At 68.2% G+C, this 17,711-nt stretch carries 13 protein-coding genes; 11 read left to right on the top strand and 2 right to left on the bottom strand.

Annotated features, from left to right (window positions below; genetic code table 11):
• The first annotated feature begins 3 nt into the window (after nt 1–3).
• Both ACYVKR_RS01255 and ACYVKR_RS01250 read left to right on the top strand, forming a co-directional pair.
• The gene (locus ACYVKR_RS01255; protein ID WP_460478893.1) at nt 4–996 is read left to right on the top strand and encodes a glycosyltransferase family 2 protein; all 993 of its coding nucleotides are present in this window, start codon (nt 4–6) and stop codon (nt 994–996) included.
• On the top strand, nt 987–1,391 hold the full coding sequence (locus ACYVKR_RS01250) for a GtrA family protein (protein WP_460478892.1): 405 nt from the start codon (nt 987–989) through the stop codon (nt 1,389–1,391). The genes ACYVKR_RS01255 and ACYVKR_RS01250 overlap by 10 nt, the downstream gene beginning before the upstream one ends.
• A 49-nt stretch (nt 1,392–1,440) precedes the next feature.
• On the opposite strand, the gene ACYVKR_RS01245 is transcribed toward ACYVKR_RS01250, so the two are convergent.
• A complete protein-coding gene (locus tag ACYVKR_RS01245) occupies nt 1,441–3,444 on the bottom strand; it encodes a glycosyltransferase family 2 protein (protein ID WP_460478891.1) in 2,004 nt (667 codons plus the stop codon).
• A 69-nt stretch (nt 3,445–3,513) separates the two neighbouring features.
• Nucleotides 3,514–7,194, bottom strand: coding sequence for a methyltransferase domain-containing protein (locus ACYVKR_RS01240; protein ID WP_460478890.1), 3,681 nt, complete (start codon nt 7,192–7,194; stop codon nt 3,514–3,516).
• Between the two features lie 92 nt (nt 7,195–7,286).
• On the opposite strand from ACYVKR_RS01240, the gene ACYVKR_RS01235 reads away from it, so the two are divergent.
• From ACYVKR_RS01235 to ACYVKR_RS01195, 9 genes are all read left to right on the top strand, one after another.
• A complete protein-coding gene (locus ACYVKR_RS01235) occupies nt 7,287–8,180 on the top strand; it encodes a glycosyltransferase family 2 protein (protein ID WP_460478889.1) in 894 nt (297 codons plus the stop codon).
• Nucleotides 8,181–8,356: 176 nt separating this feature from the next.
• Nucleotides 8,357–9,139: a glycosyltransferase family 2 protein gene (locus ACYVKR_RS01230; protein WP_460478888.1), complete on the top strand. Its 783-nt coding sequence runs from the start codon at nt 8,357–8,359 to the stop codon at nt 9,137–9,139.
• Complete coding sequence (locus tag ACYVKR_RS01225; RefSeq protein WP_460478887.1) at nt 9,139–10,239, top strand: glycosyltransferase family 4 protein; 1,101 nt, start codon at nt 9,139–9,141, stop codon at nt 10,237–10,239. Before ACYVKR_RS01230 ends, ACYVKR_RS01225 begins: the two co-directional genes overlap by 1 nt.
• A 75-nt stretch (nt 10,240–10,314) precedes the next feature.
• Entirely contained in the window at nt 10,315–11,205 is an 891-nt protein-coding gene (gene argB / locus ACYVKR_RS01220; RefSeq protein WP_460478886.1) for an acetylglutamate kinase, read from the top strand.
• A gap of 11 nt (nt 11,206–11,216) precedes the next feature.
• Complete coding sequence (gene slmA, locus ACYVKR_RS01215) at nt 11,217–11,879, top strand: nucleoid occlusion protein SlmA (RefSeq protein WP_460478885.1); 663 nt, start codon at nt 11,217–11,219, stop codon at nt 11,877–11,879.
• Between the two features lie 177 nt (nt 11,880–12,056).
• Nucleotides 12,057–12,836, top strand: a complete 780-nt coding sequence (locus ACYVKR_RS01210) for a TetR/AcrR family transcriptional regulator (RefSeq protein WP_460478884.1) — start codon at nt 12,057–12,059, stop codon at nt 12,834–12,836.
• Nucleotides 12,837–12,881: 45 nt separating this feature from the next.
• Nucleotides 12,882–14,684 (top strand): acyl-CoA dehydrogenase family protein, encoded by a 1,803-nt coding sequence (locus tag ACYVKR_RS01205; protein WP_460478883.1) that lies wholly within the window; start codon nt 12,882–12,884, stop codon nt 14,682–14,684.
• Nucleotides 14,685–14,714: 30 nt separating this feature from the next.
• Complete coding sequence (locus tag ACYVKR_RS01200; protein WP_460478882.1) at nt 14,715–15,149, top strand: DUF2147 domain-containing protein; 435 nt, start codon at nt 14,715–14,717, stop codon at nt 15,147–15,149.
• A gap of 66 nt (nt 15,150–15,215) precedes the next feature.
• Nucleotides 15,216–17,627: a 3-hydroxyacyl-CoA dehydrogenase/enoyl-CoA hydratase family protein gene (locus ACYVKR_RS01195; RefSeq protein ID WP_460478881.1), complete on the top strand. Its 2,412-nt coding sequence runs from the start codon at nt 15,216–15,218 to the stop codon at nt 17,625–17,627.
• Nucleotides 17,628–17,711: the final 84 nt, after the last annotated feature.

Raw genomic sequence — 17,711 nt, 5'->3', positions numbered from 1 at the left:
GGCTTGAGTGTGACTGCAAATTTAACAATCAAAGAGCCGCAGCCAAAGCGCTACCGCAACCAGCGCATCGCCGTGATCGTGCCTTGCCATAACGAGGAACTGACGGTGCGGCCGGTGGTGGAAGGCTTTCGGGAGGCGCTGCCCGAGGCCGAGGTGTACATCTTCAACAACCTGTCAACGGACAAGACCATGGAGGTGGCTAGGCAGGTCGGTGCACAGGTGCGGGACGTCAACCTCAAGGGCAAGGGCAATGTGGTGCGGCGCATGTTTGCCGATGTGGACGCGGATGTCTACGTGATGGTGGATGGCGATGCCACCTACCATGCCCCATCGGCGCGGGCGCTGATCGACCTGCTGCTGGACGGGCAGCTGGACATGGTGGTCGGTGCGCGCGTGGAGTCCGACCCGGGGCCGGGGCTGGCGTACCGGCCCGGCCACCGGTTAGGCAACAAGCTGCTGACGGGTAGCGTGCAGAAGATCTTCGGCGGCAGCTTTCGCGACATGCTCTCGGGCTACCGGGTGTTTTCGCGGCGCTACGTGAAGTCCTTCCCGGCGCATTCGCAGGGCTTCGAGATCGAGACGGAGCTGAACGTGCATGCGCTGGAGCTGCGTATGCCCTGCGCGGAGATGGACACGCCCTATGGCGCGCGGCCCGAGGGTTCGGCCAGCAAGCTTTCGACCTACCGCGATGGCTGGCGCATCCTGAAGACGATCGGCCGCCTGGTGGTCAGCGAAAAGCCCATGCAATTCTTTGGTTGGCTGGGGGCGTTGCTGGCGCTGGTGGCCGTGGTGCTGGCGGCACCCATCATCGCGGAGTATGCCCAGACGGGGCTGGTGCGGCGCTTTCCGACGCTGGGGTTGGTGACGGCGCTGATGGTGACCGGCGGGCTGTCGTTCGTGACCGGGCTGATCCTGCACGCCATCACCCTGGCGCGGCGCGAAGCCAAGCAGTTTGCCTACCTGGCGGCTGCCTCTCCGGGCCAGGGATGCCGCTGAAGCTCAGCCGCTCCTTTGCCTGGTTCCTGGTGGCGGGCGGGCTGGCATTCCTGGTGGATGTGGGCGTGCTGTCGCTGCTGCGCGGCGTGCTGGGCGTGTATGGGGCGCGGATCGTGTCGTTCTGGCTGGCGGCGACGCTGACCTGGCTCATCAACCGCAATATCTCGTTCGCCGGCCGCCCGGCCGCGGGCGGAATGCTCAGCGAGTACCTGCGCTACCTGGGGCTGATGCTGGGCGGTGGGCTGGTGAACCTGGGCGTCTATTCGCTGCTGGCCTGGGGCCTGTCGCAGACGCCGTTGTGGCTGGCGATCTACGTGGCCGCGGGCACGGTGGCAGGCATGGGCGTCAACTACCTGGGCATGAGCCGTCTGCTGTACCGACAGAAAAATCAATAAAATGGCTGTCAAGGCTTATGTGGTAAGCGCTGACAGCTATTGTTTTTGATTAATTGGTACTTTGACTCAGCCGTTGCATGCGCAGGCCCAGGCCGCTGCGGGTGAAGAGGCGGCGGTTGATGGACGCCTCGCAGTGCATGGGGGTGCGCACCAGCCAGCAGGTGTGGCGCACCTCGAAGGCGGGGTGGAAGTAGGGGTCGCCCGCATCCAGGAAGCCGCGCCAGCGGCTGGCGAACAGGGCCGAGTCCTCGGGGTGGGGGTCGTAGCCTTCGGCCTTGCCGCGGGTGATGGATTCGTGGTGGATGAGCGTGGCCTGCGGGCAGTAGAGCACGCGCCAGCCCAGCTGCAGGGTGCGCAGGCACAGGTCCACATCGCCGAAGCCGACGGCCAGCTTTTCGTCGTAGCCATTGATGGCGTCGAAGGCCTGCTTGCGCATCAGCAGGCAGGCGGCGGTGACGGCCGAGACCTCGTGCGTGCAGACCAGGCGGCCCATGAAGGCGATGTCCACGCGGTCCGGTGGCAGCTTGAGGAACTTGCCATAGTGCTCGGCGATGCCGAAGGCGCCCACGCACACGCCGGCGTGCTGGATCGAGGTGCGGTCGGGGTAGAGCAGTTGCGCGCCGACCATGCCCACGGACGGGTCCTGGCATTGGGCGAGCATGTGCTCCAGCCAGCCTTCGTCGAGCGCCTCGATGTCGTTGTTGCAGAACAGGTAGTGTGTGTACTCGCCCGTCAGCTGCTGCACGGCCCAGTTGTTGATGGCCGAGAAGTTGAACGGCCCCTGGTAGCGCAGCACGGTGGCCGTGCCGTCTTGTGCGATCTGCGCGAAGTAGTCGAGGCTGGCTTGCTCGGTCGATTCGTGGTCGATGACGATCAGGTCGTAGGCCGCGTGCGGGACGGTGGCGCGGATGCTGTCCACGCACTGGCGCACCAGGCTGCCGTAGTTCTTGGTGGGGATGATGATGGCGACGCGCTGGCCGTCCGCGATCTGGTGGCGCGCCTGGAAGAAGTTGAAGGACACGCCGGGCTGGGCGGTGGCGGGCAGGCCGCTGCGGTCGAGGTGGCGCTGCAGCACGCGGGTGGAGGTCTCCATCACCTGCGCCATCTTCTCGTGCCCGGCCGAGCCGGTGTGGGTGCGCCACTGGTAGAGGATCTCGGGAATGTGGGCGATGCAGCGGGCGCGCTCGCTCACGCGCAGGATCAGGTCGTAGTCCTGCGAGATGGTCAGGCTTTCGTCGAAGCCGCCCAGCTCGCGCAGCAGCGCGGTGCGAAAGCCCACCAGGTGCACGATGTAGGGATGGCTGCGCAGGTATTCGGGCGAGAAGGCCGGGCGGTGGAAGTACTGCAGCACCTGCTTGCCGTCGGGGCTGACCAGGACTTCGTCCGAATACAGCATGTCCGGGTCGTCGGCCTGCACGCACTGCGCCACGCGGTAGATGGCCTGCGGCTGGAGCAGGTCGTCGTGGTCGAGCAGCACCACGAAGGGCGAGCTGGCCAGCGCCAGCGCCTGGTTGGTTGCGTGCGAGACGCCGCGGTTGACCTCGCCCAGGTGCAGCTTGATGCGCGGCTCCTGCGCGGCCAGCGCCTGCAGCATCTGGCGCACATGAGGGGAGGGCGAGGCATCGTCGGCGATGCACAGCTCCCAGTGCGGGTAGATCTGCGCGCGCACCGACTCGACCATGGCCGTGAGCATGTCCGCCGGGGTGTTGTAGGTCGGCACGAGGATGGAGATGGCCACCGGCGCCGAGCCCTGGGCCTGCTGCTGCAGCGCGGCGATTTCCTCGCGCAGCTGGGGCAGCACAACGCCCTGCAGGCGCTGCTGGTAGTCGCGCCAGGCATCGGTGGGGGCGACGGCGACGGTGGGCGCATCGGGGTGGCCCAGCGACAGCAGCTGGTGCTTGAGCATCGGTGCGCCGCCCGCGCGCCAGGCCCGCCAGAGCTTGCGGCCGTTGCCGCCCAGGTTGCTCGGGTCGGAAAGCAGCAGGTACAGGCTGCGGCTGAGTTGGCGCAGCTTGTGCGGCAGCCGGCGCAGGGTCGCGAGGGATGGGGACACTTGATTGCTCTTTATTTTGTAGCTGTTCGCGCTTTATTCATGAGCGCTATAGGCCTATTTTATTCAAATTCAGGCCGCGGCCAGCCCTGTCAGGTAATCCTGCGGGTAGCTCCAGGGCAGCAGGCGCGTGGGCAGGCCGGCGTGGGGCGCGGGCGGTGCCGGCAGCGGCGGCTCGCCCTGCACGAAGTGGCGCTGGCGGATGTCCTGCAGCAGGGCCAGCCATTCGTCGGCCGAGGTGCTCCAGGGGCGCAGCCAGGTCCAGGGGCGTTCGGCGAGGCGCTCGGTGAAGGCGCCGATGTCGGGCGCGATCACCGGCAGGCCGGCCTGCAGGCAGGCGCTCAGCGTATAGCTATAGGTTTCGGGCCACAGCGCCGGGAACCAGACCACGTCGGGCTGCAGGCGCTCGAGCAGCGCGGGCAGGTCGGCATCCTCGTACGGGCCGTGGATGGTGAGGCTGGCCTGCGGCTGGGTGCGCATGCGGCGGTGCGGGTAGCCCAGCAGGTGCAGCTCGATGGGCGCCTTGGCGCGCGCGGCGGCCAGCGCCACGGCTTCCATCACGTCGCCGCCCTTGGCGATGCTGACGCCGCCGAGGATGAACACGCGCAGGTGGCCGTGCGCCGGCAGCGCCTGGCCCTGCGGGCGCGGCAGCGCGGTGGGGTCGGCGATGTCGTGGTGGGTGACGTAGCGCACCGGCGCATCGGGAAAATACTGCAGCATGCGCTCGGCCGCGTCGCGGCTGGGGGCCAGCACGTAGCGCGCCCGGTTCAGGAACAGGCGGTGGCGCATGCGCCAGGCCTCGATGGTCTCGCCGGTGGGCGCCGGGCGCTCGCCCGAGCATTCGGGGCACTGCGCCACGCCCAGCGCCGCATAGCGCGCGTTGTGCGTGGGCATCATCAGGTTGATCTGCGGGCAGATGGCGTAGTAGTCGTGCGCGGTGAAGTCGTAGCGCACGCCCAGCAGCTCGGGCAGGCGCATGATCTCCAGGTCCAGCCCCATCAGGTGGTGGAAGTGCACGTGGCGCACGCCCAGCTCGCGCAGCAGCTGCACGACCTGCTGCGACTGCGTGGGCCAGTGGAACTCCTCGTCGTAGCCCTCGGTGCCGTTCAGCCACTGCAGCCGGATGTAGTGGTTCTCCAGCGGCGTGAGCGCCAGCGTGACGGCCTGGTCCTTCAGGCTGTCGGCCAGCTCGTGAACGTGGCGCAGGGTGCCGCCGCCGGCGTTGTGCAGCACCATGAGCACGCGCGGCAGCGGGTGCTGGCGCAGGCGGGCGCGGTCGATGGCGTTGCGCGCGGCCTGGGCCGGATTGTCCTTGAGGTGCTGCTGCACCAGCGTGTCATATTGGGGGCGCAGCTGCTGGAGCAGCGCATAGGCGGCCTGCTCGCGCGGTGTCTTGCTGTCGCCGAAGCTCACGCCGCCGGTGTGCAGCACGAAGGTGTCGAGCGCCAGCAGGTGGCGCCAGCCCAGATCGTGGGCGCGCATGCAGAAGTCGTTTTCCTCGCCGTAGCCCCGGCCGAAGTGTTCCACATCGAACAGCCCGGTTTGCGCCAGGCAGTCGCGCCGGATGTACATGCAAAAGCCCACGCCGGTGGGAATGTCCACCGCCTGCCCCGCATTGGCGCTGGCGCACAGGTGGTTCAGGCCGACGAGGTCGGTGTCCGTGGGCAGGGCGTTGTTCTCGCAAAAGCGCGGGTAGCTGCAGATGGTGGCGTTGTTCGACAGCGGCGTGGCGCTGCCCACCGCCGGCGCGCTGTAGGCGGCGGCGCGCAGGCGGTCGAGCCAGCCGTGGGAGACCTCGGTGTCACTGTTGAGCAGCAGCACGTCGTGCGTGGGGTTGAGCTGCATGCCGCGGTTGACGGTGGCGACGAAGCCGAGGTTGCTGTCGTTCTCCAGCAGGGTCACGCGGCGGTCCTGCGCGGCCAGCTCGCGCAGCCAGGCGCTCAGCGCCGGTTCGGGGCTGGCGTCGTTGATGACGATGAGCTGGCAGTCCGCTTGCGTCGCCGCCTGCAGCACCGACTCCAGGCAGCGCCGGGTGTCGGCCAGGCCGCGGTAGACGGGGACGATGATGTCCACCATGGTGGCAGGCTCGGGCGCGGCAAGGGCCACCGGCTCGGCGGCTGCGGGCAGGCTGGCCGGTTCAGGCGTCTGCTCTGCGGCGGGCAGTTCGGTAACGGGCTCGGCCGGCGCTTCCTCGGCCGGCGGCGGCGCCACCGGTGCCTCGGCGGCGGGCACGGCCACCACGGCGGGCGCGGGCGGTGCCTGGCCGCGCAGCCGGGCCTTGGCGCGGGCGAGCTTCTGGCCCACGCGGTAGGCCTCCGAGGCCTCGATGTTGTTCAGGTGCGTCTGCAGGTTGCCAATGTGCGTCTGCTGGGCGTTGATGTGTTCCTGCTGCTGCTCGATGCAGGCTTCCAGGTTCTGGCGCTGGTCCTGCATATGGGCCTGCAGCTGGCGCAGCTGGTCGTGGGCGGTGGCCTGCGCCTGCTGTGCGCGGATCACTTCGCCATCGGCATGGGCGATGCGCGATTGCAGCTGCTGCGCGCTGTCGGCCAGCACGGCGTAGTCGGCCGACATGGGCCAGCCCACGGTGGCTTCCAGCACCGTGCCCTCGGCCTGCAGGCAGTCGCGCAGGATGCCGGGCGGGATGGGCAGGCGCAGGTAGGGGTCGTCGCCGGTCAGCAGCGCCAGCGCCGAGCCGGGCGCGCTGGCCGGCGCGGGCTGCCAGACGATCTGGCTGTGCGGCGCCCGGGCCAGCGGCTCGTCCACGGCGCCGCCCCAGCGCCAGCGCAGCGTGCCGCTGGCGTCGTACAGGCGCAGTTCGTGCAGGTGCAGGAAGCCTGGGCGGTCGGCCGGGTCCCAGCGCAGCGCGGGCGCTGCGCCCTCGAAGCGCGGCAGCGCGAAGCGGATGCTCTGGTGCAGCTTGCCGATGGCGCCCTTGGCAGTGAGCTTGCGCTCCTCGCCGAACTGGTCGGCATCGGCCCAGTACAGGTTGCTGGTGAAGCTGGCCTGTGCCGGGCCGGTCTCGCTGTTGATCAGCAGCAGGGCGCTGGCCTGGGCGGCGGCCGGGTCGCTGGCCGGGCGCACGCTGCAGATGAATTGGTAAGCAAGTGCATCCGGCTGGGCCAGCAGGTAGCGCATAACGGCGGGCGGCAGGCTGTCGGCCGTAGTGCGGGCGAACTCGGATTCGTCCAGCGGGCGATCGATGGTCTCCAGCGACTCGACGCTCCACTGCTCGTCCGCGAGCAGGCGCAGCAGCGACTGGCGCGTGAAGAAGCGCAGGTGCGTGGCGTCGAGCAGGCCCTCCTCGCGGTAGCGCAGCTCGCCCTGCATCAGCTCCATCAGCAGGCCGCAGTAGGCGGCGTTGGGGATGGACACCAGGATCTGGCCGCCGGGCGCCAGCAGGTCGCGGCAGTCGGCCAGCAGGCGCTCGGGCTGGCGCAGGTGCTCCAGCACGTCGGCGCAGACGATGCAGTCGTACTGGCGCAGCGCAAAGGCCTCCGCCAGGTTCAGGCGTTCCAGATCGGCGACCGCCACGTCGCGATAATGCGGGGTGGCGAGCGCGGCCTCTTCGGCGCTGAAGGTCACGCCATCGACGGTGCAGCCCTTGCTGTCCCGCAAGTGGCGGCCCAGCACGCCGGGACCGCAGCCCAGGTCGAGCACGCGCGCGCCCGGTGGTATCTTGCCCGCCAGCACGGAAAGTGAAGTCCGTTGCTGCGGGTCGATCTGGCGTGTGTAGACGTGGTGTTCGCGGGTCATGGAGTGAGGAATCGGTGGCGCCTGTGCCGCAGTGGGCCTGCAAAGGCAGGTAAGGATGAATGACTGACAAGCAAAATCGAGTGGCAATTCTATTGTCTACATTCAATGGCGAGCGCTTTCTGCAGGAGCAGCTGGACTCGCTGCGGGCGCAGACCCATGCCGATTGCGATATTTTCGTGCGCGACGATGGATCCACCGATGCCACGCTGGCCCTGCTGCGCCGCGACGCCAGCGCCCACGGGCGCATGCAGGTGCAGGCCGGCGCCAACCTGGGCTTCGTGGGCAGCTTTTTCGAACTGTTGCAGATGGCGGGCGACGGCTACGACTTCTATTTCTTCTGCGACCAGGACGATGTCTGGCTGGCGGACAAGGTCGCCAGCGCGGTCGCGGCACTGGCTCCCCGGCAGGAGGCCGCCCTGTACTGCTCGCGCACCGAGTGCGTCGATGCCCAGTTGCAGCCCATAGGCCCTTCGCCCGACTACCCGCCTGCCAAGATCGGGTGGGGCAACGCCCTGGTGCAGAACATCGCCACCGGCTGCACCATGGCCCTGAACGCCCCGGCGCGCCGGCTGCTGCTGTCCGGGCTGCCGCGGCACTGCCTGGCGCACGACTGGTGGGCGTACCTGGTGGTCTCGGCCTTTGGTGCCGTGGTGTTCGACGCGAACAGCTACATCCGCTACCGCCAGCACGGCAACAACGCCATCGGCATGCAGCAGGGCGGCCTGCGCGGCCAGTGGGCGAGGGTGCAGCGCTTCGTGCGCCACCTGCGCCGCTCGGGCCCGGGCTGGCTGGACCAGCTGGCCGAGTTCGACCGCGTCCATGGCCACCGGCTGGATGCGGGCAGGCGCGGCCAGGTGCATCTGCTGCTGCAGTCGCGCCGGCGCTGGCTGGCAGCCCTGCGCGTGGCGCGCATGCGCTTCTACTGGCGCATGAACCCGACGGACACCCGGATCCTGCGGGTGCTGCTGGCCTTGCGGCTCTACTGAAAACCATAGCGCCTGGCGCTTGCTGTATGGGTATTTCAGATGCAAAAATATCTGAAGTGCTTGTCTATAAAGCGCAAGCAGCTCACTTTTTTGGATAGTCCACGGAGCGGACAGGCCCGGCCGGTAGCTCCCGGGTGATCTCCCCCGGGGGCAGCGGCGGTGGATAATACCGGCACATGCCGCATACCGCCTCCCCGCAGCCCTCCATCGTCCTGTCCGTGGTCAGCCATGGCCATGCCGACATGGTGCGGCGCCTGCTGGAGTCGCTGGCAGCGCTGGGTGCGTCCGGCGTCAGCCGCGTGGTGCTCACGCTCAACCTGCCCGAGCCGGAGCCCGTGCCGCCCGCCGGCGGCTGGCCCTTTGCGCTGCAGCTGCGCCGCAACACCGTGCCCCAGGGCTTCTCGGCCAACCACAATGCGGCGCTGGCCGGGGCAGAGGAAGCCTTTGTCTGCCTCATCAACCCGGACGTGCGCCTGTGCGCCGGCAACCCCTTTCCGGCGCTGCTGCAGGCCGCGCAGCGCCGCGGCGTGGGGCTGGCCTATCCGCGGCAGGTGGACGAGGCTGGCGCGGTGCAAGGCAGCGAGCGCGAAGTGCCTACCCCCTGGTCCCTGCTGCTGCGCTACGGCGTGCACCGGCGCGAAACGCGCGCCGAATGGGTCAACGGCGCAATGTGGCTGCTGCCCCGCGCCGCCTGGCAGGAGGTGGGCGGGCTGGACGCCGCCTACTTCATGTACTGCGAGGATGTCGACCTGTGCCTGCGCCTGCGCCTGGCCGGCTGGACGCTGGCGCGCGCCGACGCGGTGGTCGAGCACGCGGGCCAGCGCGACAGCCATCGCCGCATGCGGCACGCTTTGTGGCATATTCGCAGCCTCCTGCGGCTGTGGACCTCGGCGGTGTTCTGGCGTTCGCGCGCCTTGCTGCGGCGCCTGCCGGCTGCAGCCCTCACGATGACTGAATAATGATTTTCCTGGCAGTGGTGGCTTTCTTCTGTGCGCTGGTCGGTGCGGGCTTCATCGTGGGCCGCATGCGCGGCCACGCCAAGCGCTATGGCACGGACATGCCCCAGCGCTTCCACGTCGGCCACATCCCGCGCCTGGGTGGGCTGGCGATGATGCTGAGCCTGGTGCTCACCGCCGTGGTGGCCGGCGTGCAGAACTGGTGGGGCTACTACGGCAACGCGCTGCAGTGGAACCGCTGGCTGTTCTATTTCTTCCTGGCCATGGTGCCGGCCGTGGCCGGCGGCATCGCCGAGGACATGACGCAGCGCCTGCCGGTGCGCTGGCGCCTGGCGCTGACGCTGATGACCGGGGCGCTCGCCGTCTTCCTGTTGGGGCTGGCGGTGCCGCGCTTTGACATCGCCTGGGTGGACCAGGCCATGATCCAGATGCCCTGGGTGGGCATGCTGCTGGCCGTTGTGGCCATCGCCGGCCTGCCGCACGCCTTCAACATCATCGATGGCTACAACGGGCTGGCCGGCATGGTCGCCATCATCATCTGCGCGGCGCTCACCCATGTGGCGCTGCAGCTGGGCGACCGCGAACTGGCAGCCATGCTCGTCATCACCGCCGCGGCCACGGCCGGCTTCATGTTCTGGAACTACCCCATGGGCCAGCTTTTCGCCGGCGACGGCGGCGCCTATGTCTGGGGTGTGGTGGTGGCGTTCTGCAGCATCACGCTGGTGCAGCGCCACCCGGTGGTGTCGCCCTGGTTCCCGATGCTGCTGCTGATCTACCCGGTGTGGGAGACCATGTTCTCCATCTACCGCAAGCTGGCGCGCGGCGTGTCGCCCGGCATGGCCGATGCGCTGCACCTGCACCAGCTGGTCTACCGCCGCATCGTGCGCAGCGTGATGGACGAGAACACCGCCCGCCGCATGCTGCGGCGCAACAACCGCACGGCGCCGTACCTCTGGGCCTTCACGCTGCTGACCGTGGTGCCGGCCGTGCTGTTCTGGCGCAACACCTATGTGCTGATGGGCTTCTGCCTGCTGTTCTGCGTGTCCTACGTGGTGGCGTACCTGGTGATCGTGCGCTTCAAGCTGCCCGGCTGGATTCGTTAGCCTGCCTCTGCTTTGCGGCACAATCCGCGATTGCACGTTTCATTGGTACCCGCTTTCCCGAAAAGGCATCCATCCATGACCACCCCCACCTCGATTGCACCGCGCGACAAGGCCGAGATCCTGGCGCAGGCACTGCCCTACATCCGCAAGTTCCATGGCAAGACCATGGTCATCAAGTACGGCGGCAATGCCATGACCGACCCCGAGCTGCAGGCCGACTTCGCCGAGGACGTGGTGCTGCTCAAGCTGGTGGGCATGAACCCCGTGGTGGTGCACGGCGGCGGCCCGCAGATCGAGACGGCGCTCAAGCGCCTGGGCAAGACGGGCGAGTTCATCCAGGGCATGCGCGTCACCGACGCCGAAACCATGGAAGTGGTGGAGTGGGTGCTGGCCGGCGAGGTGCAGCAGGACATCGTCGGCCTCATCAACCAGGCCGGCGGCAAGGCCGTGGGCCTGACCGGGCGCGACGGCGGGCTGATCCGCGCCAAGAAGCTCAAGCTGCTCGACAACAAGGACCCGAGCGTCGAGCACGACGTGGGCCAGGTGGGGGACATCGTCTCCATCGACCCCAGCGTGGTCAAGGCGCTGCAGGACGATGCCTTCATCCCCGTCATCAGCCCCATCGGCTTCGGCGAGAGCAACGAGAGCTACAACATCAATGCCGACGTGGTGGCGAGCAAGCTGGCCGCGGTGCTGCAGGCCGAGAAACTGCTGCTGCTGACCAACATTCCCGGCGTGCTCGACAAGCAGGGCAAGCTCATTACCGAGCTGACCTCGCGCGAGATCGACGCGCTGATCGACGACGGCACCATCTCGGGCGGCATGCTGCCCAAGCTGGCCGGCGCCATCGACGCAGCCAAGAGCGGCGTGAATGCCGTGCACATCGTGGACGGCCGCGTGCCGCACTCCATGCTGCTCGAGATCCTGACCGAGCAGGCCTTCGGCACCATGATCCGCAGCTATTGACCGACGAGTACATGCAAGACCAAGAGACAGCGTTTCCCCTGGAAGAAGCCTCGGCGGAGGTCGCCGCACCGACGCGCAAGCGCCCCAAGCCGGGCGAGCGGCGCATGCAGATCCTGCAGACGCTGGCCGCGATGCTGGAAGAGCCGGGCGTCGACCGCATCACCACGGCGGCGCTGGCCGCGCGCCTGTCGGTGAGCGAGGCGGCGCTGTACCGCCACTTCGCCAGCAAGGCGCAGATGTACGAGGGGCTGATCGACTTCATCGAGCAGTCGGTGTTCACGCTGTGCCAGCAGATCGTCGGGCGCGACCTGCCCGATGAGTCCAAGACCCCCGAGCAGGCCGTGGCGCAGGCGCACCGCGTCGTCACCATGGTGCTGCAGTTCGGCGAGCGCAATCCCGGCATGGTGCGAGTGATGCTGGGCGATGCGCTGATGTCCGAGCATCCGCGCCTGCAGCAGCGCATGCGCCAGTTCTTCGACCGCATCGAGTCCACGCTGCGGCAATGCCTGCGCGTCGTGTCCGGTGCGTCTTCCACGCCCACGGCCGACGCCCAGGTGCGCGCCAGCGTGCTGCTGGCCCTGGTGCAGGGGCGGCTGCTGCGCTTCGCCCGCTCGGACTTCCGGCAACTGCCGACGGAGCAGCTGCCCGCCTGCCTCGCGCTGATGCAGCACTGAGCGCCAGTTCTCTTTCGGCCAGAAGCCGCCTGCCACGACTGTGGAGGCGGCTTTTTTCATGGGTTTGTGACTGCGAGGAGGCGCGCAGCTCTCGTTTACCCTAGGTTCACGCTTCTGGGCTTGGAAGTGGCGGCGTTCTATGCAAGAATTTAAAAAAGAACGGTCGTGCTATTTTATATGCCCCAACTCAAAGTCATTGCCTCGGACGCCAAGCGCTCCTCTTCCAAGTCCGCAGATGCGGCGCCAGCTACTTCTGCGGTGCCTGCGCCGGCGGGCAAGATGCAGAAAGTCCCCAAGGGCCAGCAGACGCGCGCCGCCATCCTCGATGCCGCGCTGGAGCTGGCCGCGCAGGAGGGGCTGGACGGCGTATCCCTCGGCATGCTGGCCTACCGCCTGGGCATGAGCAAATCGGGCGTGTTTGCCCATTTTGGCTCACGCGAGGAGCTGCAGTGCTCGGTGGTGCGGGAATACCATGAGCGTTTCGAGCGCGAAATATTCCATCCCGCCCTGCAGGCCGAGCGCGGCTTGCCGCGCCTGGTGCACATGGTCACGGGGTGGATGCGCAGCACCGCGTCCGAGCAGGAGTCCAGCCGGCTCTACGGCAGCCTGTACATCAGCGGTGCGGTCGAGTTCGACGACCGCCCCGGCGATGTGCGCGAGGCGCTCGAATTCTCGGTCACCACCTGGATGGCGGCCATGCGCCGCGTCATCGCGCAGTGCCAGTCCGAAGGCCAGCTGCAGGGCGGCGTGTCGCCCGACCAGATCCTGTTCGAGGTGCACGGCCTGATCCTGGCGCTGCACTACGAAGTCCGCTTCCTCCACGGCCCGCAGGCGCTGGCCCATGCCTGCGACGGCTTTGCCGGCCTGCTGGCGCGCCACGCCACCGACCCGGCGCAGGTGCATGCGCTGGTCGATGCCGTGCTGCGCGTCCATGTGCTGCCGGCCGCGCAGGACTGATTCCTCCCCATTCTTCTTTTTCCAGCTTCTCCAAGGACCTTCACCATGCCCCAATACAACCCGCCGCTGCGCGACATGCGTTTCCTGATGCACGAAGTGCTGGCCCTGCCGCAGCGCTATGCCGCGCTGCCGCCGTTCGCCGACGTGGATGCGGCCACCATGGACGCCATCGTCGAGGAAGCCGGCAAGTTCGCCGCCGAGGTGGTGCAGCCGTTGAACCTGAATGGCGACAGCGAGGGCTGCACCCGCAACCCGGCCGATTCCAGCGTGGCCACGCCCCAGGGCTTCAAGGAGGCTTATGCCAAGTACGTCGAGGGCGGCTGGGCCGCGCTGTCGTGCGACCCCGAGTACGGCGGCCAGGGCCTGCCCTTCGTGCTGAACCAGTGCCTGTACGAGATGCTCAACGGCGCCAACCAGGCCTGGACCATGTACCCCGGCCTGTCGCACGGCGCCTACGAGGCCCTGCACGCGCATGGCTCCGACGAGCAGAAAAAGCGCTACCTGCCCAAGCTCACCAGCGGCGAGTGGACCGGCACCATGTGCCTGACCGAGCCGCATTGCGGCACTGACCTGGGCCTGCTGCGCACCAAGGCCGAGCCCGTGGGCGACGGCACCTACAAAATCACCGGCAACAAGATCTTCATCAGCGCCGGCGAGCACGACATGGCCGAGAACCTCATCCACCTGGTGCTGGCCCGCCTGCCCGACGCGCCCAAGGGCAGCAAGGGCATCAGCCTGTTCCTGGTGCCCAAGTTCCATGTGAAGGACGACGGCTCGCTGGGCGAGCGCAACCCGATCTTCTGCACCGGCCTGGAGCACAAGATGGGCATCCACGGCAACGCCACCGCGCAGATCGCCATCGACGGCGCCATCGGCACCCTGGTGGGCCAGCCGAACAAGGGCCTGCAGGCCATGTTCGTGATGATGAACGCCGCCCGCCTGGGCGTGGCCAACCAGTCGCTGGGCCTGATGACCGTGGCCTACCAGAACGCGCTGGCCTACGCCAAGGAGCGCGTGCAGATGCGCAGCCTCTCGGGCACCAAGGCCAAGGACCTGCCGGCCGACCCCATCATCGTGCACCCCGACGTGCGCCGCATGCTGCTCACCGCCAAGGCCTATTCCGAAGGCGGGCGGGCGATGATGGTCGCCACCTCGGCCCTGCTCGACGAGGAACTGCACCACCCCGACGAGGCCGTGCGCAAGGCCAATGCCGCGCAGGTGGCGCTGCTCACGCCCATCCTCAAGGCCTTCCTGACCGACAAGGGCTTCGAGGCCACGGTGCTGTGCCAGCAGGTCTTCGGCGGCCATGGCTACATCCACGAGACCGGCATGGAGCAGTTCGTGCGCGATGCGCGCATCAACCAGATCTACGAAGGCACGAACGGCATCCAGGCGCTCGATCTGCTCGGCCGCAAGGTGCTGGGTGACAACGGCGCGGCGCTGAAGGCGCTGGGCAAGCTGGTCGAGGGCCTGATCCGCGAGGAGGGCGTGAACGAGCGCATGGCCGACTTCATCAACCCGCTGGCGCAGCTGGCCGGCCAGATGACGGCGCTGACCACCGAGCTGGGCCTGAAGTCGCTGCAGAACCCCGACGAGGTGGGCGCCGCGGCGGTGGACTACCTGCGCATCCTGGGCCACCTGGTGATGGGCTACTGGTGGGCGCGCATGGCGCAGGTGGCGCTGCGCAAGCTGGCCGAGGGCGAGGTCGCCGATGCGCAGTTCTACCAGGGCAAGCTGGAGACGGCGCGCTTCTACTTCGCGCGCCTGTTCCCCGAGGCCGGCCTGGCCGTGCGCACCATGCGCAGCGGCAGCAAGCTGCTGATGAACACCGACGCCGCACTGGCCTGAAGATTCACGCGAAAACCCCAGGAGACGTCCATGAGACAAGCGCTGACAGCTATGGTTTTTGCTTTGATCGCCGCACCGGCACTGGCCCAGGTGAGCCCCGTGGGCCTGTGGCGCAGCGTCGATGACAAGAGCGGCGAGGCCAAGGCCGAGATCCGCATCACCGACGACGGCGGCGCGCTCCAGGGAAAGATCGTGAAGACCCTGAGGAAGGACGCCAGGCCCGACGCCGCCTGCACCGAATGCGCCGACGACCGCAAGGGCCAGCCCATCGTGGGCCTGGCCATCATCCGCGGCGGCGCGAAAGTGCGTGACAAGGACGTGTGGGAGGGCGGCAAGATCCTCGACCCCGAGAACGGCAAGGAATACCGCGCCAGCTTCACGCCCATAGACGGCGGCCAGAAGCTGGAGGTGCGCGGCTTTCTCGGCCCGTTCTGGCGCACCCAGACCTGGGTGCGCGTGGAATAAGCATGAAATAGGGCTGCAGCGCAATACCAATGAGCGCCAGCAGCTATCAAATTTGATGGAAACGCCATGTCCCGATTCGTTGTGAAGAAAGTCGCCGTGCTCGGCGCCGGCGTGATGGGCGCGCAGATCGCCGCCCATCTGGTGAACGTGAAGGTGCCGGTCGTGCTGTTCGACCTGCCCGCCAAGGAAGGCGAGAAGAGCGGCATCGCGCTCAAGGCCATCGCCAACCTGAAGAAGCTCAAGCCCTCGCCGCTGGGCAGCCAGGCCGATGCCGACCTGATCCGGCCCGCGAACTACGAGGAGCACCTCGACCTGCTCAAGGACTGCGACCTGGTGATCGAGGCCATCGCCGAGCGCATGGACTGGAAGCAGGACCTGTACCACAAGATCGCCGCGCACCTGGCGCCGCACGCCATCGTCGCGTCCAACACCTCGGGCCTGTCGATCACGAAACTGTCCGAGGCGCTGCCCGAATCCATCCGGCCGCGCTTTTGCGGCATCCACTTCTTCAACCCGCCGCGCTACATGATGCTGGTGGAGCTGATCACCACCGCCACCACCCAGCCGCAGGTGCTCGACCAATTGGAGAGCTTCGTCACCACCGGCCTGGGCAAGGGCGTGGTGCGCGCCAAGGACACGCCGAACTTCGTCGCCAACCGCGTGGGCGTGGCCGGCATGCTGTCGACCATGCTCGAGGCCGAGCGCTTCGGCCTGACTTACGACGTGGTCGACGACCTCACAGGCAAGAAGCTTGGCCGCGCCAGCTCGGGCACCTTCCGCACCGCCGACGTGGTGGGGCTGGACACGCTGGCCCACGTCATCGCCACCATGCAGACCAACCTGTCGGCCGAGACCGACTCGTTCTACGCCAGCTACGCCACGCCTGCCGTGCTCACGCAGCTCATCAATGCGGGCGCGCTGGGCCAGAAGACCAAGGCCGGGTTCTTCCGCAAGGGTGCGATGCGCAACATCGAGCGCTTCGATGCGAAGCAGGGCGGCTACGTGCCGGCCGGCGAGAAGGCGAACGACGTCTACGCCCGCATGCTCAAGCGCCCGGCCGGCGAGCGCCTGGCGCTGCTCAAGAACAGCGAGGGCGCCGAGGGCCAGTTCCTCTGGTCCATCCTGCGCAACAGCTTCCACTACGCGGCCGTGCACCTGAAGGACATCGCCGACAACGCTCGCGACGTGGACCTGGCCATGCGCTGGGGCTTCGGCATGCAGCAGGGCCCGTTCGAGCTGTGGCAGGAAGCCGGCTGGGCCCAGGTGGCGAAGATGGTGCAGGACGACATCGATGCCGGCAAGGCGCTGTCGAAGGAGCCGCTGCCGCAGTGGGTCTTCGAAGGCCCGGTGGCCGAGGCTGGCGGTGTGCACACGCCCGCGGGCTCGTGGAGCGCCGCCGAGCAGCGCTTCGTGCCGCGTCGCGAACTGCCGGTGTATGCACGCCAGCTCTTCCCCGAGCGCGTGCTGGGCGAGACCGCCAACCCGCAGCAGGACTGGCGCACCGCCGGCCGCACCGTGCAGGAGGGCAGCGCGCTGCGCGCCTGGACGCTGGACGAGCAGGTGCTGATCCTCAGCTTCAAGACCAAGATGCACGCCATCAGCCCGCAGCTGATGGAAGAGTTCCAGCAGGCGCTGGCGCTGGCCGAGCAGCAGTTCGACGCGGTGGTGGTCTGGTCGGGCGACGCGCCGTTCAGCGTGGGCGCCGACCTGCAGGCCATGATGCCGGCGTTCGCGCTGTCGGGCCCGTCGGCCATCGAGGCCATCGAGCACGCGCTGCAGCAGCTGATGCTGAGCGTGCGCTACGCCCAGGTGCCCGTGGTGGGCGCGGTGCACGGCATGGCGCTGGGCGGCGGCTGCGAGCTGCTGCTGCATTGCGCGCGCCGCGTGGCGCACATGGAGTCATACATCGGCCTGGTCGAGGTCGGAGTGGGCCTGGTGCCCGGTGCCGGCGGCCTGACCGACGTGGCGCGCCGCGCGGCGATCCACGCCAAGGCATCGAGCGGCACCGACCTGCTGCCCTTCCTGGCCGACGGCTTCAAGGCCGCCGCCATGGCCACCGTGGGCACCAGCGCGCTCGAATCGCGCGACCTGGGCTACCTGCAGGCGGCCGACGTGGTCGTGCCGCACCGCGATGAGCTGTTGTTCGTCGCGCTGGCCGAGGCCAAAGCGCTGGCGGCCGGCGGTTATCGCCCGCCGCTCAAGCGCCCCTTCCCGGTGGCCGGCCGCAGCGGCGTGGCCACGCTGCGCGGCTCGCTGGTCAACATGCGCGAGGGCGGCTTCATCAGCGAGCACGACATGCGCATCGCCACTGCGATGGCCGAGGTGGTCTGCGGCGGCGACGTGGACGCCGGCACGCTGGTGAACGAGGAATACCTGATGGCGCTGGAGCGCAAGGCGTTCTGCGGCCTCATCGTGCACGAGAAGACGCAGGAGCGCATCCTGGGCATGCTGAACACCGGCAAGCCCGTGCGCAACTGAAGCATCCGCCATGCCAAGTGCCGCGCCGCCTTCCGACTCCCTCTCCCGCGGGCGGGAGAGGGTTGGGGTGAGGGTGCAGCGCGC

It is taken from the genome of Comamonas humi, from assembly GCF_054782535.1.
This window is presented reverse-complemented; position numbering and strand designations above follow the sequence as displayed.

Excerpts from the sequence above, each read along its gene's own strand:
- ACYVKR_RS01250 (WP_460478892.1), top strand. The coding sequence starts at position 987 with ATGCCGCTGAAGCTCAGCCGCTCCTTTGCCTGGTTCCTGGTGGCGGGC.
- ACYVKR_RS01205 (WP_460478883.1), top strand. The coding sequence starts at position 12,882 with ATGCCCCAATACAACCCGCCGCTGCGCGACATGCGTTTCCTGATGCAC.
- ACYVKR_RS01210 (WP_460478884.1), top strand. The coding sequence starts at position 12,057 with ATGCCCCAACTCAAAGTCATTGCCTCGGACGCCAAGCGCTCCTCTTCC.
- ACYVKR_RS01200 (WP_460478882.1), top strand. The coding sequence starts at position 14,715 with ATGAGACAAGCGCTGACAGCTATGGTTTTTGCTTTGATCGCCGCACCG.
- ACYVKR_RS01240 (WP_460478890.1), bottom strand. The coding sequence starts at position 7,194 with ATGACCCGCGAACACCACGTCTACACACGCCAGATCGACCCGCAGCAA.
- ACYVKR_RS01225 (WP_460478887.1), top strand. The coding sequence starts at position 9,139 with ATGATTTTCCTGGCAGTGGTGGCTTTCTTCTGTGCGCTGGTCGGTGCG.
- ACYVKR_RS01195 (WP_460478881.1), top strand. The coding sequence starts at position 15,216 with ATGTCCCGATTCGTTGTGAAGAAAGTCGCCGTGCTCGGCGCCGGCGTG.
- ACYVKR_RS01230 (WP_460478888.1), top strand. The coding sequence starts at position 8,357 with ATGCCGCATACCGCCTCCCCGCAGCCCTCCATCGTCCTGTCCGTGGTC.
- argB (WP_460478886.1), top strand. The coding sequence starts at position 10,315 with ATGACCACCCCCACCTCGATTGCACCGCGCGACAAGGCCGAGATCCTG.
- slmA (WP_460478885.1), top strand. The coding sequence starts at position 11,217 with ATGCAAGACCAAGAGACAGCGTTTCCCCTGGAAGAAGCCTCGGCGGAG.